The 21,495-nt window shown below is 45.7% G+C and carries 21 protein-coding genes; 15 read left to right on the top strand and 6 right to left on the bottom strand.

Annotated elements, in window-relative coordinates; all coding sequences use genetic code 11:
* Positions 1-200: 200 nt before the first annotated feature.
* The 5 genes from CXF82_RS03855 to CXF82_RS03875 form a co-directional block, all read right to left on the bottom strand.
* Entirely contained in the window at positions 201-761 is a 561-nt protein-coding gene (locus tag CXF82_RS03855) for a lipocalin family protein (protein WP_102043712.1), read from the bottom strand.
* Positions 762-884: 123 nt separating this feature from the next.
* The gene (locus CXF82_RS03860) at positions 885-2,699 is read right to left on the bottom strand and encodes an ABC transporter transmembrane domain-containing protein (RefSeq protein WP_257982724.1); all 1,815 of its coding nucleotides are present in this window, start codon (positions 2,697-2,699) and stop codon (positions 885-887) included.
* 214 nt (positions 2,700-2,913) lie between these two features.
* Positions 2,914-3,462 (bottom strand): heme utilization protein HutZ, encoded by a 549-nt coding sequence (gene hutZ, locus CXF82_RS03865; protein WP_101091434.1) that lies wholly within the window; start codon positions 3,460-3,462, stop codon positions 2,914-2,916.
* A 76-nt stretch (positions 3,463-3,538) separates the two neighbouring features.
* The gene (hutX, locus tag CXF82_RS03870) at positions 3,539-4,051 is read right to left on the bottom strand and encodes a heme utilization cystosolic carrier protein HutX (RefSeq protein WP_101091433.1); all 513 of its coding nucleotides are present in this window, start codon (positions 4,049-4,051) and stop codon (positions 3,539-3,541) included.
* A gap of 77 nt (positions 4,052-4,128) precedes the next feature.
* Positions 4,129-6,153, bottom strand: coding sequence for a TonB-dependent hemoglobin/transferrin/lactoferrin family receptor (locus CXF82_RS03875; protein ID WP_374702353.1), 2,025 nt, complete (start codon positions 6,151-6,153; stop codon positions 4,129-4,131).
* Positions 6,154-6,484: 331 nt separating this feature from the next.
* Between CXF82_RS03875 and CXF82_RS03880 the strand changes: the two genes are divergently transcribed.
* The 7 genes from CXF82_RS03880 (at position 6,485) to CXF82_RS03910 (ending at position 12,173) form a co-directional block, all read left to right on the top strand.
* Positions 6,485-7,189, top strand: coding sequence for an energy transducer TonB (locus tag CXF82_RS03880; protein WP_102043691.1), 705 nt, complete (start codon positions 6,485-6,487; stop codon positions 7,187-7,189).
* A 186-nt stretch (positions 7,190-7,375) separates the two neighbouring features.
* The gene (locus CXF82_RS03885) at positions 7,376-8,149 is read left to right on the top strand and encodes a MotA/TolQ/ExbB proton channel family protein (protein WP_374702352.1); all 774 of its coding nucleotides are present in this window, start codon (positions 7,376-7,378) and stop codon (positions 8,147-8,149) included.
* On the top strand, positions 8,149-8,562 hold the full coding sequence (locus CXF82_RS03890) for an ExbD/TolR family protein (RefSeq protein ID WP_102043692.1): 414 nt from the start codon (positions 8,149-8,151) through the stop codon (positions 8,560-8,562). The genes CXF82_RS03885 and CXF82_RS03890 overlap by 1 nt, the downstream gene beginning before the upstream one ends.
* A 64-nt stretch (positions 8,563-8,626) precedes the next feature.
* The gene (locus CXF82_RS03895) at positions 8,627-9,583 is read left to right on the top strand and encodes a heme/hemin ABC transporter substrate-binding protein (RefSeq protein WP_102043693.1); all 957 of its coding nucleotides are present in this window, start codon (positions 8,627-8,629) and stop codon (positions 9,581-9,583) included.
* A gap of 38 nt (positions 9,584-9,621) precedes the next feature.
* Positions 9,622-10,638, top strand: coding sequence for a FecCD family ABC transporter permease (locus CXF82_RS03900; protein WP_102043694.1), 1,017 nt, complete (start codon positions 9,622-9,624; stop codon positions 10,636-10,638).
* The gene (locus CXF82_RS03905) at positions 10,639-11,472 is read left to right on the top strand and encodes a heme ABC transporter ATP-binding protein (protein WP_102043695.1); all 834 of its coding nucleotides are present in this window, start codon (positions 10,639-10,641) and stop codon (positions 11,470-11,472) included.
* A 194-nt stretch (positions 11,473-11,666) separates the two neighbouring features.
* Positions 11,667-12,173, top strand: coding sequence for a GNAT family N-acetyltransferase (locus CXF82_RS03910; RefSeq protein WP_102043714.1), 507 nt, complete (start codon positions 11,667-11,669; stop codon positions 12,171-12,173).
* A gap of 163 nt (positions 12,174-12,336) precedes the next feature.
* On the opposite strand, the gene CXF82_RS03915 is transcribed toward CXF82_RS03910, so the two are convergent.
* Positions 12,337-13,281: a carbon-nitrogen hydrolase family protein gene (locus CXF82_RS03915; protein ID WP_102043696.1), complete on the bottom strand. Its 945-nt coding sequence runs from the start codon at positions 13,279-13,281 to the stop codon at positions 12,337-12,339.
* A 366-nt stretch (positions 13,282-13,647) separates the two neighbouring features.
* Here CXF82_RS03915 and CXF82_RS03920 point away from each other — a divergent pair, with 366 nt between their 5' ends.
* From CXF82_RS03920 to CXF82_RS03955, 8 genes are all read left to right on the top strand, one after another.
* A complete protein-coding gene (locus tag CXF82_RS03920) occupies positions 13,648-14,181 on the top strand; it encodes a dihydrofolate reductase family protein (protein WP_102043697.1) in 534 nt (177 codons plus the stop codon).
* Positions 14,182-14,312: 131 nt separating this feature from the next.
* Complete coding sequence (gene hutW / locus CXF82_RS03925; protein WP_257982721.1) at positions 14,313-15,665, top strand: heme anaerobic degradation radical SAM methyltransferase ChuW/HutW; 1,353 nt, start codon at positions 14,313-14,315, stop codon at positions 15,663-15,665.
* A 60-nt stretch (positions 15,666-15,725) separates the two neighbouring features.
* Positions 15,726-16,055, top strand: a complete 330-nt coding sequence (locus CXF82_RS03930) for a DUF2956 domain-containing protein (protein WP_102038350.1) — start codon at positions 15,726-15,728, stop codon at positions 16,053-16,055.
* A 312-nt stretch (positions 16,056-16,367) separates the two neighbouring features.
* Complete coding sequence (torE, locus tag CXF82_RS03935) at positions 16,368-16,538, top strand: trimethylamine N-oxide reductase system protein TorE (protein ID WP_101091422.1); 171 nt, start codon at positions 16,368-16,370, stop codon at positions 16,536-16,538.
* Positions 16,539-16,579: 41 nt separating this feature from the next.
* On the top strand, positions 16,580-17,758 hold the full coding sequence (gene torC, locus CXF82_RS03940) for a pentaheme c-type cytochrome TorC (protein ID WP_101091421.1): 1,179 nt from the start codon (positions 16,580-16,582) through the stop codon (positions 17,756-17,758).
* Between the two features lie 14 nt (positions 17,759-17,772).
* Complete coding sequence (torA, locus tag CXF82_RS03945) at positions 17,773-20,265, top strand: trimethylamine-N-oxide reductase TorA (RefSeq protein WP_102043699.1); 2,493 nt, start codon at positions 17,773-17,775, stop codon at positions 20,263-20,265.
* Entirely contained in the window at positions 20,262-20,915 is a 654-nt protein-coding gene (torD, locus tag CXF82_RS03950; protein ID WP_102043700.1) for a molecular chaperone TorD, read from the top strand. Before torA ends, torD begins: the two co-directional genes overlap by 4 nt.
* 235 nt (positions 20,916-21,150) lie before the next feature.
* Positions 21,151-21,453: a hypothetical protein gene (locus CXF82_RS03955; RefSeq protein WP_102043701.1), complete on the top strand. Its 303-nt coding sequence runs from the start codon at positions 21,151-21,153 to the stop codon at positions 21,451-21,453.
* The last annotated feature ends 42 nt before the right edge of the window (positions 21,454-21,495 follow it).

The following is a 21,495-nucleotide window of genomic DNA, read 5'->3' on the forward strand; positions in this document are numbered from 1 at the left end:
GACATGGATGTCCCATCTGAGCCGTTAGGCGATTTTTGTTGGACTATGGGGTCTGTACTCAATGCATGTAACTTCGTCGGGGCGTCATGGTGGATGCAAGGAGGATAAGGACGAGCAGTCCTTCTTGCTCGGGTGTGAGCGAAGCGCCACGACTTTGACTTTTTTAAAAGCAGAGTAATTTCATGCACGCTTGCATAAACCTAAACCTGTTTAACCCAAATAATCTGCTCAATACTAAACCCAAGCCGCTTAGCCTGCTCGGTAAACTGCTGTTTAAGCGCATCACTCACCTCTGGGGTACGTGATAGAAACCAAAGGTAATCACGGTTATAACTGGTAATAAAGGCATATTGGTAACCCTCTTTATCAAGCTCATACACCACGTACGAACCATAAAATGGCCCAAAGAAAGATACTTTTAAATGACCAATATCAGTAGCATCAACAAAGTAAGCTTTGCCCTCGGCATCTTTCCAGCTTTGCTTTGCTTCAGAAAAGCCGCGATTAGTGACTTTAACGCCACCATCATCTTTCATCTCGTATTCTGCAGTCACCCGAGATAATCCGCGCTCAAAGCTATGATCGAGCCTGGCGATTTCATACCAAGTACCTAAGTATTTTGGTAACTCAAAATCATTTACTGCTTCAATACCTTTGGGCAAACTGGTACATGCTGACAATAGCAAAACGCTTAACACCAGTAGTGATTTGCTTACAAAGTGTTTAATTGACCGCAGGCATGAGCACTTACGTAAAGACATTGAAAGTCGCATAAATAATTCCCTTTCGATTTTGGTGATTAAGGTTTGCGATTAAGGCTTAGCGATAAACGCGTTAAAAACCAGTACGTTTACCACCAAAATAAAGTTCACCAGCAATCTTTTTTAAATCGTTGCAGCATCATCTGTAAGTAGCTGTAGACTGGCAAACTCACGATAAAGCTCACTGCTTTGCATTAACTCTTTGTGCGTGCCACTTGCCACTACTAGCCCCTTCTCGAGCACTAAGATACGATCAGCATTGATAACCGTTGCCAATCGATGGGCAATAATCAAAGTGGTTTTATTCACCATTAGCCTGTCTAGCGCTTGTTTTACCTTTTGCTCACTGATGGCGTCGAGTGCACTCGTGGCTTCGTCCAGCAGTAAAATCGGTCGATCGGCAAGAATAGCGCGAGCAATAGCGATGCGTTGCTTTTGCCCACCAGATAAACGAACACCACGTTCACCTAGATAGGTTTGATAGCCGTCGGTAAACTCAGCTATAAACTCATCGGCTCTGGCGGCAATACAGGCTTGTTTCACTTCAGCTTCGGTGGCATCCAAACGTCCATAACGCACGTTTTCCAGTACACTGCTGGCAAAAATAACCGACTCTTGTGGCACCAAGGCATATTGCTGGCGCAAGGATTGAGGGCTTAATTTGGCGATATCAACGCCGTCTAGTTCAATGTTACCGCTTTTTAACTCATAGAAACGTTGCAGTAGTTCGAACAAGGTACTTTTACCGGCGCCGCTCGCCCCGACCAATGCTACACGTTCGGCTGGCTTGATGTGAATATCCAAGCCTTGGATGACATCACTCTCTCCGTCATGCTCAATGCCGCCCTCGCGAATATTGCTGTAAGCAAATCGTACCTGCTTTAACTGCAGTTCGCCGCGCACCACTGCAGGTAAAGACAGCGGTTCGGCTACAGTCGGAATATCAATCGGAGTTTCCACTAACTCAATAAGGCGTTCAGTTGCACCAGCAGCGCGTTGAATTTCGCCGATCACTTCGCTAATGGTTGCCACAGAACCTGCCACCATTACCGCATAAAACATAAAGGCTGATAGCTCACCGCTGGTGATACTGCCATTCATCACATCGTGGGCACCAACCCAGGTGACTAACGCTATCGCCAAGATGCTCAAAAACATCACTAACGAAATTAAAATAGAGCGATACTTTATTCGCCCTTTAGCGGCGTCCATAATCGCTTCAACCCGCTCATTGAATAGCGCTCGATCTCTGTCTTCATGGGAATAGGCCTGCACGGTGTGGATCTCATGTAGTGTTTCATCAACATAAGCGCCTAAGTCACCCACTTTGTCTTGGCTTTTACGCGACAAGTCGCGCACCTTACGGCCGAAAAAGAAGATAGGGCCCAACACCATTGGGACTGCGAGTAACACTAATCCTGTCATTTTAAGACTGGTTATTGCCATCATGACAATGCCACCAATCACAGTCACGCTGGCTCTCAGTGCCATCGACAAACTTTGTCCTACCACCGATTGCAACAGCGTAGAATCGGCCGTAAAACGTGAAATAACCTCACCGGTGCGCAGTTTTGCATAAAATCCAGGCGAGAGCTTGAGTAGATGGTCATACACTTTCAAACGAATATCGGCGCTAACGCGTTCACCTAACCAAGTCATTAAGTAGAAACGGCAAAAAATGGCGCTACTGCTGAGGGCGGTGATCCCAACCACCAGCAGAATAATTTCATTAAGGCGTGAGCCATTGTCTTGCAAAAAGCCTTCATCGACCATTAAGCGCACGCCTTGACCCAGTGACAGCCAAGCGAGTGAACCAATAAAGAGGAAGATGATCGCGGCTATCACCTTAACGCGATAGGGTTTTAAAAAAGCACCAATCCATGGCAAAACAGCGCGATGGCTAACATGTGGCTTATTCGTCGCAGTGTTTTCAAGCAGCGCTTGACTTGGCGCAGTGGTCTCGGCGGTCTTTGATGAGACAGAAGATGCTGATTGGCTCAATGAAGTGTCCTAAATTTGAATGTAAACAACATTAGAATAACAAAACCCGCATGAGAGCGGGCAATGTTTATAGAAAAGCTTTGTATGAGAGTATGTTCCTCTAAACTTGCGCTTAAGGCTTATCTCTGCACGGCATTTGCCGCATTCGTCATTAGCTTATCGTGTCAGCAAGTTCCGCTTTAGGCGTGCCATGGTGGCCGTCACGTTTCCAATTGACATCTAAAAGCTCTGAACCAGAAAGACTAAAGGCTTGGCCAAATCCTTTTACATATAATCCATGATGAGGGTTAAGTTTAAACAAGTTAAAGTCGGTCAGGGCCGCTAAATTATCAATCATCTCGCCAAAGCGGGCAGACAATGCCGCTACGCCTTTGGTAAAGGTCTCGCTATCTCGTGCAACAAGCTCTGCTGTGGCATCAAAGGTCAGTCGCTTACGGGCAAATACTGACTTTGCCTCTGCTTCATCTTCAAGCAACATAACAGACAGCTTATTAGATGCTTTAAGGTTAGTGCCATGGCGTGCAAGCTCACTGACCAGAATATAAAAACCATCGTCAGCCAAGGCAAAAGGCGCATAGCTGGCATTGGGCACGCCATTGGCATCTTGGGTCGCTAACTGCAGGGTTGAACGGGCAGCTTTAAACGCTTCTATTTCAGGTAATAGTTTCTCACGTAATCTTTGCTCTTTTACAGTAGTCATTGCTCGGCTCTCTTATTTTTTAAGGGGCTAGATGCCACATATCAGGTGCTAGGTCATATTGACGACCGGCGAGGTTCTAGGCGGTAGCGATTTGTAACTCTGCTTTAAGCGCATTAAAGCGGGCCACTTGCTCAGGCAATAACACTCGCTTCTTATCTCTGCCTAAATACACTTTAAACACCACTTCGCCTTTGGCACCAAAGAAGTTAATGGAATGGCTCTCGCTACCTCTAAACGGTTTGCTTATCAATGCTATTGCACTAATGTCATCCAGCTTTAAATGCCCGTGTAGTCCCTCGCCTTTAGTGATGAGATTGTAATAACCATGGGCATACTTCCCTTTCGGGAAAGCACCTTTAAACTCAAAGATACTGCCAGATACTGACACAATCGTGGTCATGTTGCCCCACTCTGGCAGCGACGTTAATAAGCTGTCTTTTTCAGTGATAGGCAGTAGCGCAAGCTGATCGACCGGCAATGCTGACACCACTTCAAACTCACTAATGTTGAGTTCTACGGCAATTTGGCTGGGCATTGCCGCGGGGTTATCGATTAAATGCTGGCGGATGGTTTCAATGGTCATTGACATGGAATATCTCCAAAATATTAAAATGGCAAAGAGGCTAATCATTGCTGTTAGCCTCAGGGTTAATTGTTTAGCTTTGTTTAGAAGCTATAACGCGCCGACAATTTATAGTTCCGTCCCTGTTCATACAGGGTTTGCCACGCTTGTTGATATTGCTCATCACCGATATTTTCTACTGCAAAGTCGACTCTTAACCCTTCAAAAGTGCCCATGGCAGGTTCCCATGCCACGTACAGATCCCACAGTTTGTAAGAATCGTATGACTCAGTGTAATCACTAGGCAACTGATCTTGCTCTGCTACGTAGGTAAAACGAGTACCAAACTTCATGTCACCTTCCATGATGGCTTGCGACAAGTCGAACCCTAGCTTTTTAGCTGGAACGTTAGTGAGGTAATCTCCTTCCGTCTTATCTTTACCTTCGGTTTGACCATAGTTTAAGGTGACACGTGTCTGCTCATAACGGTAACGAGTAGTAAATTCAAAACCTGTGAGTTTAGCTTCATCAACATTGTCCCATGAGGTTGTTTGCTCAAAGCCAGGAATGCCCATCAATGGGTTAGAAACAGATTGCTCGATAAAATCATCAACATCGTTTCTAAACACGCTTAATGTCATTGCGAGTTCATCATCTCCGGCAAGTTCAGTGAAACGAAGATCAGCTTTAATCTCCTTGTTCTGGGCTTTTTCAGCTTGCAAATCTGGATTGATTTCAAAAGTATTACATAGCCCACCAGGCAAGAATCCCGGGATAGGAGGGATACAGTAATGCGTACCGGTTGAGTACATCTCTTCAATACTTGGGGCACGGAACGCTTGGTCAAATCGCGCGCTTAGGGTTAACCATTCGGTGGTGGTCCAAACCAATCCTATTGACGGCGAAAATGCATTGTCATCAGATTGCGCATTAAGGTTGTTACTTTCATTTGTAAACGCGTCGTAACGCACTGCGGCGTCAACAGACCAGTTTTCACTTAAGCTGATATCGGCGCGGGTAAAGGCGCCCCAGACCGTGGTTTCGCCGTCAATATCATTCGGGCGTTGGCCAGTTTGACCGCTGTCATCACGTACTGTTTTAATTGAATCTTTGTAACCATCAACACCATAAGTCAGCACGGTATTGGCAAATTTAGAGCTATTATTGATACTAAATCCAAGCGTGTCGTATTCGGTGCTATCAACTTGGTTTTTAGTAACCCTGTCTTCATCGTAATCGGTACCATTCCAATAGAAGGTAGCATTAAGATCGAGATAGTGATTATCCGTTGGGTTTAAGCTGTAATCCAAGGTCACATTTTGATCATTGGTTTTGCGCTTAACCAAAGGCACTGAACTGCCGACATCCGTCGTCGGATTACTCGGCACCAGTTCATCAATTTTAGAAAAACGGGTAGAAAGTTGCAGACGTTGATCATTGGACGGTTGCCAACCAAATTTAGCCAAGCCGCTAGTTCCCTCTGAAGCACTGTTTTCAAGCGTCTGATCATTACCCACTTTGATGTTGTTGCTGTCGTAATAACTGCCGTTTAGCAACCAATCAACGCTTCCAGCATCAGCAGTATCTGCTAAGCCATAGATTGCACCACTGGTTTTAGCACGATCGCCGTTGGTTTCGAAACCTTGCTTGATATAGCCACCAAAGGTGTCTTCCTCTTCCAGAAAATCCTGTGCAGATTTAGTATTTTGCGCCACAACACCGCCAATGGCACCGCTGCCCCAAAGGCTACTTGCAGGGCCACGCACCACTTCAACGGAACTGAGTAGTTCAGGGTCCATAAAGTAAGTGCCCCGATGACCAGAACTGGTATTTTGGCGTGCACCATCAATTGTTTGCAATACTCGCTGCCCGCCTAAACCACGAATTTCAACCCCTTGAGATGATGCGCGAGGGCCATTTGAAACATTAACATTGGCTACATTCTTAAGCGCCTGCGCAACCGATGCAGGTTGTTGTTCCTGCAACTGCTCTTCAGAGATCACTGCGACAGAGCGGCTGGTTTCAGACACTTTTTCACTCACGCGAGTGGCCGAGACCAATACTTCATCAAATTCGGTAACTTGCTGTACTTGCTCTGCATATACGCTGGAGCTAAGAGCCATTGCCATAGCGACGACGAGCGGCTTCTTGTTCATGTTTCAATCCTCAAAGTAAGTTTATGGGGTAGCGACAACAACTCAGTTAGTCCATTAATTGCGTAGATTCGAACACCCTTTCTATTATTTTCGGCACTTTACCTGAGAAAAAAACATAGATCAAATGAAAATCATTATCATTTGCGATCTTCTTAAGATTCGTATATCGTATTGGTAACTTGTTAAAACTATGAAGCGTAACCTTTTGTAAATTATGTATATTGTAAGCTTTGTAAAGTTTACTGCAGCATAAAAAAACACTCAGGGTTATGGCAGTAGTGATGATTGAAAAAGAAAAACGGCCATGACTCCTAAACGATATTTTGCTTTTGGTTGCTTAACCCTATTGATCCAAGGTGGTGTACTCGCCTCGCAAAATAGTGAAGCAACAATCCAGCTAAGCTCAGGCTCTGCTATGGGTTCCAATCAGGCGGTTAATCTGTCTATTGCGATGCAAGCCAGCCAAGCGCCAGCAAGTGAAACGGCTAAACCTAAGGCTAAGGCGGTTAAAAAGCTTGAGCCAAAGCCCGTCGTAAAGACGGCTATAAAACCGATAGCAAAAATCGCGGCTAAGCGTAAACCCGTTGCCAAGCAACCGCCGACGGAAACCCCAAAAAAGCTAGCTAGCAAAGGTGAAAAGGTTGTTGAGAAACAGCCGAAGAAGCAGAGCAGCCAGCAATGGGCTCACAATCAAGTTCAAGCAGAGGCCAAGCAAGGGGTAAGCAAGCAATCCGTTGCGCTAAACCAGCCGACTTTTGCCGCCCCGCCCACTCAGCCCCATTACCCTAAGAAAGCCCGTCAACGCGGTTTTCAAGGCACTGCGACTATCGAAGTGATGTTCAATCAGGTCGGCGAGCAAATGTCACTCACCTTGGTGGATAGTTCAGGTTACCGATTACTCGATAAAGCTGCGCTTAACGCGGTAGAAAAGTGGCAGTTTTCTGCGCCCTCACCGCAAACCGCTTACGCCTATACCGTGCGAGTACCGGTTAAATTTGAGCTGAACTAAATCTGAATTCAAGCCGAGCGTGTAAACCCATCGCGCTAGGCACAGCTTATTCCAACTGCCCTTCTAGGAGTGAGAGGCCGCTTAACTTCAATCGCAGTGTGATTAAAGTTAACCCGTGCGTTTTAGGGACATGCCACCAACACCGTTAATACCAGGCGATAAATGCTTATCGCAGAGGAAAAGTAAATGTCTCAACCGCTAACGCCATCACTGTCTCAAGGGTTGTCTCAGCCTTTATACCAACAACTTTCAGAACAACTTGGCTACCTAACTTGGCCGCTGTTTATCTGCGCTTTTGTAGCCTTAATGATCATTCTCGAACGGCTCGCGCTTGTGCTATATGAGTTGCCTAAACGGGATAGTTGGTTGACTCAACTACGCCAACAAGCAAGCAGTGCGACCCCAGAGCAGCGCCAACAATTAATGGCACAGATAAGCCAAGGCCGCAGCATGCTGGCTAAAGGCACCGCGCTACTGCTAAGCCATAGCGATCAAAACCGCCTAATGCGCGAAGAGATCGTCAGTCTCTGGTTGGTAAAGCAAAAAAGTAAACTCTTGTCTGGCCTAAAAATATTACAGGTTATCGGAATTATCACCCCGCTACTTGGGCTGTTAGGGACGGTGCTCGGGCTGATTGAGATGTTCAACCAGCTTGGGTTATCGGACGGTCCAGTCACTCCATCGCAGCTTGCATCAGGTCTTGGCTTAGCGATGAACACCACAGCTGCTGGTCTTATTATTGCGGTTCCGGCGATCACTATGGCGCACCTATTGACCCTTTGGGCCGAGAGACGCTGCAATAAAATCACTCACGTATTGAACCTACTTAATTTGTGGCTTGAGGGCTTTGATCAAGCCTTAAGTATCGGCAGCGATACCGCCGCGCAACTATGCAGCAAAGCGGCCACCTGTAAAGAAGCCAGCTGCCAATCAGCGACAACGCTGGCGGAGCCAAGCTGATGATTGGTTGTGACACGAATGACAGCGTTGCACTTTCTGGCCTAGATCTAACGCCGCTGATTGACATCATTTTTATCGTACTGGTATTTCTTTTACTCACCGCCAATACGCAATTATTGAGCCTGCCAGTGGATGTTCCCACCGAAGCAGATTCCAGTTTAAATGCCCTTTCGCAAGATAAACATGTCGCGATAAATATCATGACAGATCAGCCACACTGGGCGATTGATGGCGTGAGTTATCTGAAGTTTGATGATTTTGAGGTGGCATTTATTAGCGCCTTGAAAGCCAGCCCGAAAGCTAAAGTCATTGTTGCTGCCGACAAAGCCGCGCCAGTGCAACCGCTGATGAATGTGTTAGCGCTAATGCAACGGCAACAGATCAGCAATACCCAGATTTTGATGGAACCCTAACAACCTTAAACGAGCAATATCGACTTGCTTACGGCATTCCTTTTTATTATTTTGGAGCTTTTTAATGTTCAACTGTAAAACTCATTTAAAAACTAAATTATCAACCCGCTTTAAAACGACTTCTAAGATGGGCGCCACAGCCATCTTCAGTATCTTGGCGCTAATCAGTTCTTCGGCCTACGCCCATGATGGCGAGCACGTTAATGGGCATGAACAATCATCAGCACCGCGAGTTATCAGCGCAGGCGCGGGTATGACCGAGCTGGTTTTTGCCCTCGATGCGGGTGACGAACTTGTGGCAGTCGATTCCACCAGCCAACTGCCTAAAGACAAAGAAGACATTGCCAAGCTTGGCTACCATCGCATGCTTTCTGCTGAAGGTATCTTAGCGCTTAGCCCAAGCCTAGTGCTGGGTTCTGACGCTATGGGGCCTAAAGCGACCTTAGATGTTTTAAGTTCAGCCAAGATTAATGTCGTGCAGCTGCCTCATGCCAACACTCAAACTCAACTGTTTAGCAATATCGATGCTATGGGCCAGCTACTAAAGCGTGAAACACAAGCTAAGCAACTTAAAACCGAACTACAGCAATCATTTACCGACCTTGAGCGTAAGCAACAACAGATTGCTAACAAAGGCGATGCCCCTAAAGTGTTGTTTCTACTGTTACAGGCCGACAGACCTGCGCGTGTTGGTGGCGATGACACCGCAGCCGATATCATTATCAAATTGGCTGGTGGCAACAACATCGCTGGTTTCTCTGGCTATAAGAGTGTCTCTCAAGAGGGCATTCTTGCACTACAACCAGACGTCATTTTGATCTCAAACCGCTCTGATAAAGAGACTGAAAACCCAGTACGTTCGCTACTGAAGAAAATGCCACTGCTAGCACATACTCCCGCAGGCAAGAATGAGCAGATCCAAAATCTTAACCCGCAAGCGCTGATAGGCGGCCTTGGAATTAGTGCTATCGAAGCGGCAGATAAACTTGCTAGCGATTTTATTAGCGTAAAGCGTTACTAAACCTTGTTCACTACGCCATTATTTAACGGGATTCGTAAATGGATAATCGTCATTGGCTTTGGCCCTGTTTGTTGACCGCTTTGGTCATCACCAGCCTGATGTCTGTCAGCATAGGTCCACTGCAAATTAGCCCTAGCGTGAGCTTCAGTGCCGTCATTAACTGGGCGACTCAAATTGATATAGGCAGTGTAGCCCCACACGAACAGTTAGTGATCGACCAAGTCCGCCTACCGCGCACATTGTTGGCGTTAGCTGTGGGGGCTGTGCTGGCTCAGTGTGGCGCGGTGATGCAGGGGTTGTTTAGAAACCCACTGGCAGATCCCGGTATTATTGGGGTGTCGTCAGGTGCCGCTTTTGGCGCCGCTATCTGCATTGTGCTGTTTCCCCAAGGCGGTGAATACGCCGTGGCAATCAGTGCCTTTCTAGCCGGGTTGATAACCACCTTAGTGGTTTACCGTTTAGCCAGTAGCCCTAGCGGGACTTCGGTTGTATTACTGCTGTTATCTGGCGTAGCCGTGGCAGCACTTGCTGGCGCGGGCATAGGTCTACTCACCTATATGGCCGACGATATGGCATTGAGGGATCTCACCCTGTGGCAGCTCGGTTCTATCGCCGGCGCGCAATGGCATTACGTCATATTAAGCTTGATCGCCTTAGCCGTTGTTAGTTGGCAGTTTAACTGCTCAGCGAAGGCGCTTAATGCGTTATTACTGGGTGAAGCTGAAGCGCGTCATTTAGGCTTAGATGTTGATAAGTTAAAACTCAAGCTCATCGTACTTTGCGCTATTGGCGTGGGAATATCGGTTGCCGCCACTGGCATTATTGGCTTTATCGGCCTAGTCGTGCCGCATTTAGTAAGGATGATGGTGGGGCCTGATCATAAACAGCTACTGCCACTCAGTGCCATACTCGGCGCTGCATTACTCGTGCTGGCCGATATCGGTGCTCGCGCCATTGTTGCGCCATCAGAACTACCCGTGGGGCTGGTCACAGCGCTTATCGGCGCGCCATTCTTCATCGTGTTATTACTCAAACAACGCAGTAAGTTGGTCTAAATGAATTATTCAACTCAGTCACAGCCAGCGGGTATAGCGGATCATCTATCGAATGCAAGCAGAACTACAGTCATAGAGATCGAGCATCTTTCAGTGCGTATTGGTCAAAAACCAGTATTAACCGACATAAACCTCAGATTAAAAGCCGGCGAAGTCACTGCCCTTTTAGGACCTAATGGGGCCGGTAAATCAACCTTACTAAAAAGCTTATGCCAGGAAATTGAGCTTGAAGCAGGCCGGATTAACATTCACCAGCAACCACTGACGATGTGGAATAGGCAAAAACTGGCAAAATTGTTAGCGGTACTGCCACAACACGCCTCACTGACGTTTCCATTTCAAGTTCATCAAGTAGTCGAAATGGGGCTATATCCGTTAACGCTCAACCAGCGACAAGGTGAGCAGTTGATTGATGCACAATTGGAACAGGTTGCCTTGAGCCACTTAAAATACCGCAGCTACCCTACGCTCTCGGGCGGCGAGAAACAGCGAGTGCAATTAGCCCGAGTATTAACCCAGTTAGCTCAATCAGATAAGCCGCCAATTTTACTGTTGGATGAACCCACCTCTGCACTGGATTTAGCCCAGCAGCACAGAGTATTAAAGCTGGTAAAATCGTTAGCTTATGAACAAAATTATGCCGTCGTAGTGGTACTTCATGACCTTAATCAAGCATCACGCTATGCCGACAGATTGGTGATTTTACAACAAGGAGAAGTTGTCAGTGATGGGCCACCGCACGAGGCGTTAACCCCTGTAACCATAAGGCAGGTTTGGCAATACGATCCTATTGTAGTGAATGAGCCCGGGCAGCTGACACCACTATTATTTTAAACTACGCTTCCTAAAAAGTTTAAAGCCGCTTTATAAGCAGTATTTAAAGTAATTGGTATAAACAATATGTCAGAGTTTGTTCTAGAATCAATATCAACAACTTATAGGTATTTATTGATATCGAACTAAATGGGTGGATGATGACGCTCTATAAATTTAACCGGACAACCAATAACATCAACGCTGAAAAGGTCATGCGGATCAATTATCGCAAAGAGTGCGAAGCCGATATCGACGCCATTGATACGTTAACTCAGCTCGCTTTTATTAATGTCGAGCATTCAACACATACCGAGCACTTTATTGTTCGTCGCCTAAGAGAAGCAAGCGCATTGAGTGTGTCTTTAGTTGCAGAAACAAATGGCGAGATTATTGGCCATGTCGCGCTGTCGCCAGTGACTATCTCCGACGGCAGCGTAAGCTGGTATGGTCTTGGCCCTATTTCGGTCAGGCCTGACTATCAAGATAAAGCCATCGGTTCAAGCTTGATAAGTGAAGCATTGAGCGAACTAAAAAAGCTCGGTGCTAACGGTTGCGTATTGCTAGGCGAGCCCGATTTTTACAGTCGTTTTGGCTTTACGGCAAATGCTTTAATCGTACTTGAGGGCGTGCCAGCAGCCTATTTTCTGCAACTGACCTTCTCCGATAAAGAGCCTCGCGGCATCGTAAACTACCACAGCGCTTTCTCAGCAACTCGTTAAGCCGAGCTTAAAATGATAACGGTAGCCTTGGATAAGCAAGGCTAGTTTTGAGCTGGCCAAACGCACCGACTCGGTGCGTTTTAGATTTAGCAAAACGAGTAATAGATAAAACAGACTGAAGTATATGAAGTAGCAATAATGCCAGTCCAGCTGCAGCACCTTGTTAACGACTGTTTTTAAAGTGAATGGGTGATTGTCTAGTCTTGTCTACTTCCAGTTTAAATACATCAGGTCTTGAGTAGTGCCCTGCGACATCCAAAGCACGCTTAGAAGTTGAGGCCAAATCAACATCAATATCCAAAATGATATAGCCTTTCTCTTTAGATAATGGCCCTGACACTATTTCACCGCTAGGCGATACCACAAGCGAATCTCCGGGGTTAATCCATTCTTCATCAGCCGGGTAAATTTCATCTATATTTGGAAAGTCCGTAGGTAAATCTTTTCGCTCTAAAGCAACACCACAAGATAAAACCCAACACTTACCCTCCCGAGCAATGTGCTGCATAGTGCCAGTCCAAGCATCACCACTGTCATAGGTTGGTGCAATATATATTTCTATCCCTTGCGAATATAGAGAGTACCTTGCCAGAGGCATATAATTTTCCCAGCATATTAGGCTACCAATTCTACCGACTGGAGTATCAATAACATTTAAACCATGCCCATCTCCAAACCCCCATACCATTCGCTCTGGGTTTGTGGGCATGAGTTTTCGATGATGATTGATAATTTGACCTTGAGTATCAATGGTTATTACTGAGTTATATATTGTGGATTGGCTATTAGCATTATCTCGTTCGTTAATACCACATACGACTGTAACGCTATTGTCTTTGGCTGCTTCTAGCATAGGGTTGAGATCGTCCGAACTTAAATCAATCGCATTTTTGAGTAATCTAACATGTAGCTCTTCACTGATCCCCCAGTCACCACCAGGTCTAAGCCGCCATATCCAAGCAGGGTATCCTGCTATGAATGCCTCTGGAAAAACAATCAGTTCAGCCCCTTTGGCGGAGACGGAATTAATGATCTCTACAGCTTTTTCTATGGTACGTTTTTTATCAAGAACGTAAGGAGACTCTTGAATAAGTGCGATTTTTTTCATCATTAACTCCCTTTCGACAAGTCGTTTAATTAGCGCTCAAAACTTCGAAAAAAAGAGTAAGTCCAGAACGTTAGCTGGCTAATGATTGTTAAATAACACCGCTGAGAATTGCCATTACAATCATTAAGTGCACTTAAATAATAGAAGCCTTTAAGTTTCTTTGGTGGCTCATCTTAAAAAACAAATTAAGCTAAAAATCATCATCCATGACGATGAAGTGCCAGCATAGGAAATCTGAAAAATGAATTTTCCACGACATAAACCAGAACAACATCATTAATGGCACTCTCTTACAGCATCAATTTTTACCTTCATCTATAATACTTTTCAGCTCAAAGCGTTAGCTTTCTATACTGGAGACATACCATGACCAATATCGTTTTTATCGCCACCAGTCTCGATGGTTTCATTGCAGACAAAGACAATAAAGTCGATTGGCTCCATGAAATCCCAAACCCTGATAATTCTGATCTCGGTTACAACGCTTTTATCGAGCGAGTACAGGCGTTAGTCATCGGCCGAAATACCCTAGAAACCGTTCTCAGCTTCGGTATTGACTGGCCCTATACTAAACCCGTATTTGTGCTCAGCAATACCATGAAGGCGGTACCGGCAAGACTCGAAGATAAAGTGTTTTTAGTGAAAGGCCCACTGACAGAGGTCATGACGAAAATACACGGTCAAGGTTACAACAACCTCTATATTGATGGCGGTTTGACCATACAGAGCTTCTTAAAAGAAGATTTGATTGATGAGCTGATTATCACCACTATTCCAGTACTCTTGGGCGGCGGGATCTCATTATTTGGCGGGTTGGTCGCACCACTTAAGTTTAAGCATGTAAAGTCAGAACCCTTTATTGATTACTTGGTACAAAATAGTTTTATTAGAGTGCGATAACTTCTACTCGCAAACACAACATCCAAAGCTTAGATTTACAATGCAAAGCAACAGATATTGATCCATCGCACCAAAGTGCTACTTGATAATGATTATCATTGCCTTTGAATTGATTTTACGATTTGAGAGTAATGATGATCCTAACGCCGACCATGACTGGCATAGCAAGTCCTGAACCATTGCAAAATGCCTTTAAAGTCAAAAGTGTTCCCCATGCCGGTCGCAGTGGCAGTCGCCCTGTCAACTTAACACCGGCACTTTGGCATCAATGGTGGCAACAACCCAGCAAGAGTAACCAACGGGCACTGTATATCCATATTCCCTTTTGTCGTAAGCGCTGTAGCTTCTGTAATTTCTTTGAAAATGGCACTAATCCTGAGCGAATTAGCCGCTATGTTAGCCGCCTCTGCGAACAGTTAAGGATTGCTGCAGACACGCCTTTAGCCCAAAGTCAGCCATTTGATACCGTCTATGTTGGCGGCGGCACGCCTACCGATATGCAGGCCGATGAGATCGCGATGTTAGGCGCAGCGATAAGCAAATTCCCATTGATAAAGAATGCCGAAGTGTCGCTCGAAGGCCGTCTCAATGGCTTTGATGATGACAAATGGCACAGTGCGTTAGATAACGGATTTAACCGCTTCTCGTTTGGAGTGCAAAGCTTCGATACTCATGTACGCCAAGCCGCCGGACGCTTTGATGATAAAGACACCTTACTCAGCCGCCTTAATGAGTTGAGCCAACATCCGAGTGCCAGTATCGTCATCGATCTTATTTTTGGGCTACCCGGCCAAACCTTAGATATTTGGCAACAAGATCTGCAAGCCGTTATCGACAGTGGTGTACATGGGGTCGATCTCTATCAATTGATAGGCCTCGGCGGCACTCGCATCGACCGGGCTAGCGAGAAAGGCAAAATACTTGGCACCGACGAAAGTGAATTTCAGGCCGATAGCCAAATGCGGGCGCAGATGTACGCCTATGGCGCCAACTTACTCGAATCAAACCAGTGGCAACGGTTATCCAGCTGCCACTGGCGCCGCGACAACCGTGAACGCAGCATCTATAACTCACTTGCCAAAAGCGGTATCGAAATACTACCGTTTGGCGCCGGTGCAGGTGGCAGTATCCATGGCCATGGGGTAATGAATGCCCGCAGCTTAACCAACTGGCACCTAGCCCACTCACAACCCACTGACGTTATAGATGAGGCAACCCCCACTAAAGTGCCCGGAATGGCATTGAGCCCAAATCCATCAGCCGAACTCGATGCGATTTTTAAACGCGGCCTAGACGGTGGAACACTGCAATTTTCTCAACTAGAGGCCAGCTTACTGCAGCAGTTACAGCCACTCTTTCATGCATGGCAAACCAATGGTCTGGCGCAACTTAATAACGACGCCCTTACTTTGACCTTGGCAGGGCGCTTTTGGAACGTGAATATGCAAACGGGTTTGTTTGAGTTTTTGGCTGAAAATAAGTAAGTAAATGATAAATGAGCTCATGTTATAGTGAGCTTATTCTTAGCTAAGCATTCATAAAATATGGCACAGCCGATCTCAGACGAAACTAAAAACGAAGCCGTAAAAGTGGCAAAATCAATTCAAAAACCAGGGCAAACTAAAGAGCAAACGAAGCTCATTGCGCTAGGAATTGAAAAAGGCATTGCGGAGTATAAAAAACAGCAAAAAGGCAAAGCACGTGTTCGCGACAAACAGAAAAAACAGCAAGTGCGTGCTAAAGCCCGTACCACTGAAAACGAACATGATGTCGAGGATAATATAGAAGATCGCGCGGCCAGCCCCTACTTACCCTGGGGATTATTAACCCTCAGCTGGATTGGCTTTATCAGCTATATCGTCATCAGCAAGTAATCCACAATACTGTCGATTAATCATCACCGTTTAGCCGCGCACTTTTCAGCGCGGCGTTATTATTGAGCCATCATCCTGTTTTAACCTGCACTTCGACATTCACGCCTCCAAAACCGGGTCTACACCAATTGACTAAAAACACAGTAAACACCTGATATTAAACTATAAAAACTTACCAAAATACTGCACCATAATTCTGTTCATATATTGTCATAACTTGTCTTAACTTGTTCATTGTTACCCACATCGCTGTTCACAACCTCTCCTTATAATGGCCTCATCAAAGAAAGGGTTAGCTGGAGCTAAATAGTCATGACGAATCAAAACCCCACAAAAAAATACACTAGTAATAAGAAGGATGAACTTAAAGCATTATTTTTTATCATCTTTATTTTATTTCCTGCATTAAGCATCGCTTTTGTTAGTACCTATGGCTTCATCATTTGGATGATCCAAGCATTTGGTGGCGTTGTCGCTCACTAATCCCCTTTTCCACTTTTTAAACTTATTACGAGGATGCGATTATGAGATGGTTGCTTAACATCTGGCGCACATTAAACAAACCGACACAATACCTCACACTGGGCTCAGTCAGTGTTTCAGCCTTTATTATGGGCATTATCTTTTGGGGTGGTTTTAACACTGCACTTCAAGCAACAAATACTGAAGAGTTTTGTATTAGCTGCCACAGCATGGAAAGCATGCCTTATAAAGAGCTGCAAGAGACAGTGCATTGGTCAAATCATTCCGGCGTTCGCGCAACCTGCCCAGATTGCCACGTACCCCATGATTGGAGCCGTAAAATTGGCCGCAAAATTGAAGCCTCTCACGATATGTGGGGCTGGTTACTGCAAACCGTCAATACACCTGAAAAATTCGAAGACAAACGTCTAGAAATGGCCAGCCGTGAGTGGAAACGATTCGACCGTGATAACTCTCTAGCGTGTAAAAACTGCCACAACTACGACTCAATGAAATGGGACAGCATGTCTAAGCTAGCGCAAAAGCAGATGAAACGCGCAGCTAAACTCGACCAAAGCTGTGTTGATTGTCATAAAGGTATCGCCCATAAGCTTCCCGATATGGGCACCGCTCGTGCACCAGAGTTAATTGCAGAAGTCGGTTCCGGCGTTAACGGCTTAGAGGTTAACAAAACCTATTTTTCAGCATTGACTAAACCTGTTTATTTCAACGAAAAAACCGATGTTGAGGCTGGCACATTAAACATCGCCACTAAAGTGAAAGTGTTAGAACTTAAAGGCAACCGCGCCAAGATTGGTATCAACGGTTGGAGAAAGAAAATTGGTGCAGGTCGCGTTATCTACTACGACTTTGGCTTAAATATTCTATCGGCTCAGCTAACCAAAGATGCAGCACTTGAAGAGGGTGTAATCACCACCTTCGAAGAGAAAGAAGACCCAATGACAGGCCTTAAATGGCAACGTGTAGAAACCGTAATCTGGACAGATACCGACTACCTACTCAGCGACCTACAGCCACTTTGGGATTATGCGCGTAGCACATATAGCACCAGCTGTAGCGTATGCCATACCCAACCGGACGAGAGTCACTTTGACGCCAACACATGGCCTGGTATGTTCCAAGGCATGATCGCCTTCGTCAATATGGACCAAGATACTCAAGCTTTAGTGCAAAAGTACTTACAAGAGCATTCATCAACTTTCAATAAGTCGGCTCACTAATAGGACATCACATTATGAAAAGAAGAGACTTTTTAAAAGGCTTAGTCGGCACATCTTATGTTGTACTTAGCGGGTCGTCAGTCCTTGCGCCATTGAATGCGTTAGCCGCTTCAGCAGCCAAGACTAACGAAGGTTGGCTCACCACAGGATCGCACTTTGGTGCTTTTAAAATGAAGCGCAAAAATGGCGTGATAGATCAAGTCATTCCATTTGAAAGAGACAAGTATCCAACCGACATGATTAACGGTGTTAAAGGCTTGGTCTATAACCCGTCGCGTGTACGCTACCCTATGGTGCGCTTAGACTTCTTACTCAAGGGTCACAAAAGCGATACCACGCAACGAGGCGACTTCCGCTTTGTGCGAGTGACATGGGATAAAGCGCTGTCTTTGTTTAAAGACTCGCTTGATGAAGTACAAACTAAATATGGTCCATCAGGGCTACATGCTGGCCAAACTGGCTGGCGCGCAACAGGCCAGCTGCACTCAAGCACGAGCCATATGCAACGCGCCGTAGGCATGCATGGCAACTTCGTTAAAAAGGTTGGCGACTACTCAACAGGGGCAGGACAAACCATTTTGCCTTACATCTTGGGTTCAACCGAAGTGTATGCCCAAGGCACATCATGGCCGCTTATTCTTGAAAATTCTAAGACCATTATTTTATGGTCAAACGATCCGTACAAGAACTTACAAGTGGGTTGGAACGCTGAAACGCATGAGTCATACGCTTACCTTGCGCAGCTGAAAGAGAAAGTGGCTAAGGGTGAAATACGCGTTATCAGTATCGATCCTGTTGTCACCAAAACGCAGCAGTATTTAGGCTGTGAGCAGCTGTATGTTAATCCACAAACTGATGTGGCATTAATGCTAGGTATCGCCCATGAAATGGTGGCTAAAAATCTGCATGACACTAAATTCATTGAAGGATACAGCTTAGGATTCGATAGATTCCTACCCTATATCCAAGGCGAAACTGATGGTGTAGAGAAGACACCTGAATGGGCTGCTGAGATCACAGGAGTTTCCGCTGAGATCATCCGCGATCTCGCAAAAGTGATGACTAAAGGTCGCACTCAAATGCTCATGGGCTGGTGTATTCAACGCCAGCAGCACGGCGAACAACCTTATTGGATGGCAGCGGTACTTGCCACTATGACAGGCCAAATTGGTCTACCTGGCGGCGGTATTAGCTATGGTCACCACTACTCAAGCATTGGCGTGCCATCATCAGGTGCAGCAGCACCTGGCGCTTTCCCACGTAACTTGGACGAAGACCAAAAGCCACTGTTCGATAGCAATGACTTTAAAGGCACTAGCAGCACCATACCAGTTGCGCGTTGGATTGATGCCATTCTAGAACCAGGCAAAACCATTGACTCTAACGGTTCAAAAGTCACCTTCCCAGATATCAAGATGATGGTTTTTTCCGGTAATAACCCTTGGAACCATCACCAAGATCGTAACCGCATGAAGCAAGCGTTCCAAAAGCTTGAGTGTGTGGTCACTATCGATATGAACTGGACTGCGACCTGTCGCTTCTCAGACATCGTTCTGCCAGCGTGTACCACGTTTGAGCGTAACGACATCGACGTCTACGGCAGTTATGCTAACCGCGGTGTACTGGCGATGCAGAAGATGGTTGAACCGCTGTTTGACAGCTTGTCAGATTTCGAAATTTTCACTCGCTTTGCCCGCCTAATGGGTAAAGAAAAAGAGTACACCCGTGGTATGACGGAACGTGACTGGCTAAACAAGCTTTACACTGACTGTAAAAATGCCAATGCGGGTAAGTTTGACATGCCAGACTTTGATGCGTTCTGGAAAGAGGGTTACGTTCACTTCGGTGAAGGTAAACCTTGGACACGTCACGCAGCCTTTAGAGAAGACCCTGAGATCAATCCTTTAGGAACTCCTTCTGGCTTAATTGAGATCTTCAGCCGTAAAATAGCTCAGTACCAGTACGATGACTGCCCAGGTCACCCGACTTGGATGGAAAAATCAGAACGCAGCCATGGCGGTCCAGGTTCAGACAAATTCCCAATGTGGATGCAGTCTTGCCACCCTGATAAGCGTTTGCATTCACAAATGTGCGAGTCAGAAGAGTACCGTGAAACTTACACTGTTAAGGGGCGTGAGCCCGTCTACTTAAACCCTGATGACGCCAAGCAACGCGGCATAAAAGCAGGCGATGTGGTGCGGGTGTTTAACGACCGCGGTCAGCTGCTTGCTGGTGCAGTGGTTTCAAATAACTTCCCTAAAGGGGTTATTCGTATCCACGAAGGCGCTTGGTATGGTCCCGTCGGCGAAGATGGCAGCAAAGAGGGCGGCGCAGAAATTGGCGCACTGTGTAGCTACGGGGATCCAAATACTCTGACGCAAGATATTGGTACTTCAAAGCTTGCTCAAGCGTGCTCTGCTTACACTTGTTTAGTTGAATTTGAAAAGTATAAAGGTAAAGTACCTGTTGTAAGTTCATTTAGCGGACCCGTTGAGATAACACTATGAGCGCAGTAACAGCTAACCCCGTAAATCAAGTCAGAAGCACGATTTATCAGCTACTTTCATCATTGTTTGCGAAAGAGGTAGATCATAAAACATTGCATGAATTGACCTGTACTCAAGCACAAGCATTTTGGTCTCAACTTGCTAGTGAGCCCGATTTTAAAGCAGATGTTGATGTGCTGGTAGCTGAACTCGCAAAGCTTAATAGCGACAAAGCGCTACTCGAGCTTTCGGCTGATTATTGTGGTTTGTTTTTAGTCGGTACCAAGCACAGTGCCTCGCCATACGCTAGCCTCTATTTAAATAACAGCTCAAGTGATAAACCTGTCACAAAAGGCAATGAGCCATTACTCTTTGGTGAGCAGCACCAGCAGATGACACAGTTTTTAAAACAGAGTCAGTTGCAGGTGCAAAGTGAGTTCCCCGAGCCCGCAGATCATCTCGCGGTGATATTGGCCTATATAGCACATATCAGTATGCATAGCCGTCACCAAGAGCAACTGCTGTTTATCCGCAACTACCTAGCTAACTGGTTACCAAAGCTTGTCGCTAAAGTCGCCAATGTCGATACCGGTAAGTTCTATATCGCATTAGCGCAGCTCACGTTAGCTTGGGTGGAGTCAGATATTGAATGGCTTGAAAACGAAAGCTAATACAGACTGAGCAACTGGTACTCTGAAAGACAACCGTAAAAAAGCCGATAATGATTATGTCATTATCGGCTTTTTTGTATCGTGAATGTGAGGCTGCACACTTGTTGTAAACACATTAAATTTGTAGACTCATAAGTTAATGTTACATACTCGCCTTATCAATAAGGATAAAAGAGCACTTTACTGCTTTACTCTCTCTAACGAGAGTGCGATACCACAATGGAGATTTTATATCATGGACGAATTACTTATTATAGGCTTATTCATACTGATTGTTAGCTTCAACACACAGAGGTCAACCGACAAACGGTTGAGAGTCATCGAACACAAAATTGACTCCTTGTTAAAAAACAACGGTATTTTTTTTCATAACAACATCAATGTATCTAAAGAAGTATTAACTGCCATTACTCTCGGTAAAAAACTAACTGCTATCAGGCTTTATCGCAAAGATACCGGTGCAAGCTTGAAAGAAGCGCACGGCATAATTAACAGACTCGCCGCAAAAACAGCGTCGCCATTGAGACAAAGCAACTAACGCTGCGTCTGCATTGCCACACTCTTTCAACAGTAGATGATA

Origin of the sequence: Shewanella sp. GutDb-MelDb (assembly GCF_002836075.1) — a bacterium.
Taxonomy (GTDB): domain Bacteria; phylum Pseudomonadota; class Gammaproteobacteria; order Enterobacterales; family Shewanellaceae; genus Shewanella.

Excerpts from the sequence above, each read along its gene's own strand:
- CXF82_RS03855 (WP_102043712.1), bottom strand. The coding sequence starts at position 761 with ATGTCTTTACGTAAGTGCTCATGCCTGCGGTCAATTAAACACTTTGTA.
- hutZ (WP_101091434.1), bottom strand. The coding sequence starts at position 3,462 with ATGACTACTGTAAAAGAGCAAAGATTACGTGAGAAACTATTACCTGAA.
- hutX (WP_101091433.1), bottom strand. The coding sequence starts at position 4,051 with ATGTCAATGACCATTGAAACCATCCGCCAGCATTTAATCGATAACCCC.
- CXF82_RS03875 (WP_374702353.1), bottom strand. The coding sequence starts at position 6,153 with ATGGCAATGGCTCTTAGCTCCAGCGTATATGCAGAGCAAGTACAGCAA.
- CXF82_RS03880 (WP_102043691.1), top strand. The coding sequence starts at position 6,485 with ATGACTCCTAAACGATATTTTGCTTTTGGTTGCTTAACCCTATTGATC.
- CXF82_RS03885 (WP_374702352.1), top strand. The coding sequence starts at position 7,376 with ATGTCTCAACCGCTAACGCCATCACTGTCTCAAGGGTTGTCTCAGCCT.
- CXF82_RS03890 (WP_102043692.1), top strand. The coding sequence starts at position 8,149 with ATGATTGGTTGTGACACGAATGACAGCGTTGCACTTTCTGGCCTAGAT.
- CXF82_RS03895 (WP_102043693.1), top strand. The coding sequence starts at position 8,627 with ATGTTCAACTGTAAAACTCATTTAAAAACTAAATTATCAACCCGCTTT.
- CXF82_RS03900 (WP_102043694.1), top strand. The coding sequence starts at position 9,622 with ATGGATAATCGTCATTGGCTTTGGCCCTGTTTGTTGACCGCTTTGGTC.
- CXF82_RS03905 (WP_102043695.1), top strand. The coding sequence starts at position 10,639 with ATGAATTATTCAACTCAGTCACAGCCAGCGGGTATAGCGGATCATCTA.
- CXF82_RS03910 (WP_102043714.1), top strand. The coding sequence starts at position 11,667 with ATGCGGATCAATTATCGCAAAGAGTGCGAAGCCGATATCGACGCCATT.
- CXF82_RS03915 (WP_102043696.1), bottom strand. The coding sequence starts at position 13,281 with ATGAAAAAAATCGCACTTATTCAAGAGTCTCCTTACGTTCTTGATAAA.
- CXF82_RS03920 (WP_102043697.1), top strand. The coding sequence starts at position 13,648 with ATGACCAATATCGTTTTTATCGCCACCAGTCTCGATGGTTTCATTGCA.
- hutW (WP_257982721.1), top strand. The coding sequence starts at position 14,313 with ATGATGATCCTAACGCCGACCATGACTGGCATAGCAAGTCCTGAACCA.
- CXF82_RS03930 (WP_102038350.1), top strand. The coding sequence starts at position 15,726 with ATGGCACAGCCGATCTCAGACGAAACTAAAAACGAAGCCGTAAAAGTG.
- torE (WP_101091422.1), top strand. The coding sequence starts at position 16,368 with ATGACGAATCAAAACCCCACAAAAAAATACACTAGTAATAAGAAGGAT.
- torC (WP_101091421.1), top strand. The coding sequence starts at position 16,580 with ATGAGATGGTTGCTTAACATCTGGCGCACATTAAACAAACCGACACAA.
- torA (WP_102043699.1), top strand. The coding sequence starts at position 17,773 with ATGAAAAGAAGAGACTTTTTAAAAGGCTTAGTCGGCACATCTTATGTT.
- torD (WP_102043700.1), top strand. The coding sequence starts at position 20,262 with ATGAGCGCAGTAACAGCTAACCCCGTAAATCAAGTCAGAAGCACGATT.
- CXF82_RS03955 (WP_102043701.1), top strand. The coding sequence starts at position 21,151 with ATGGACGAATTACTTATTATAGGCTTATTCATACTGATTGTTAGCTTC.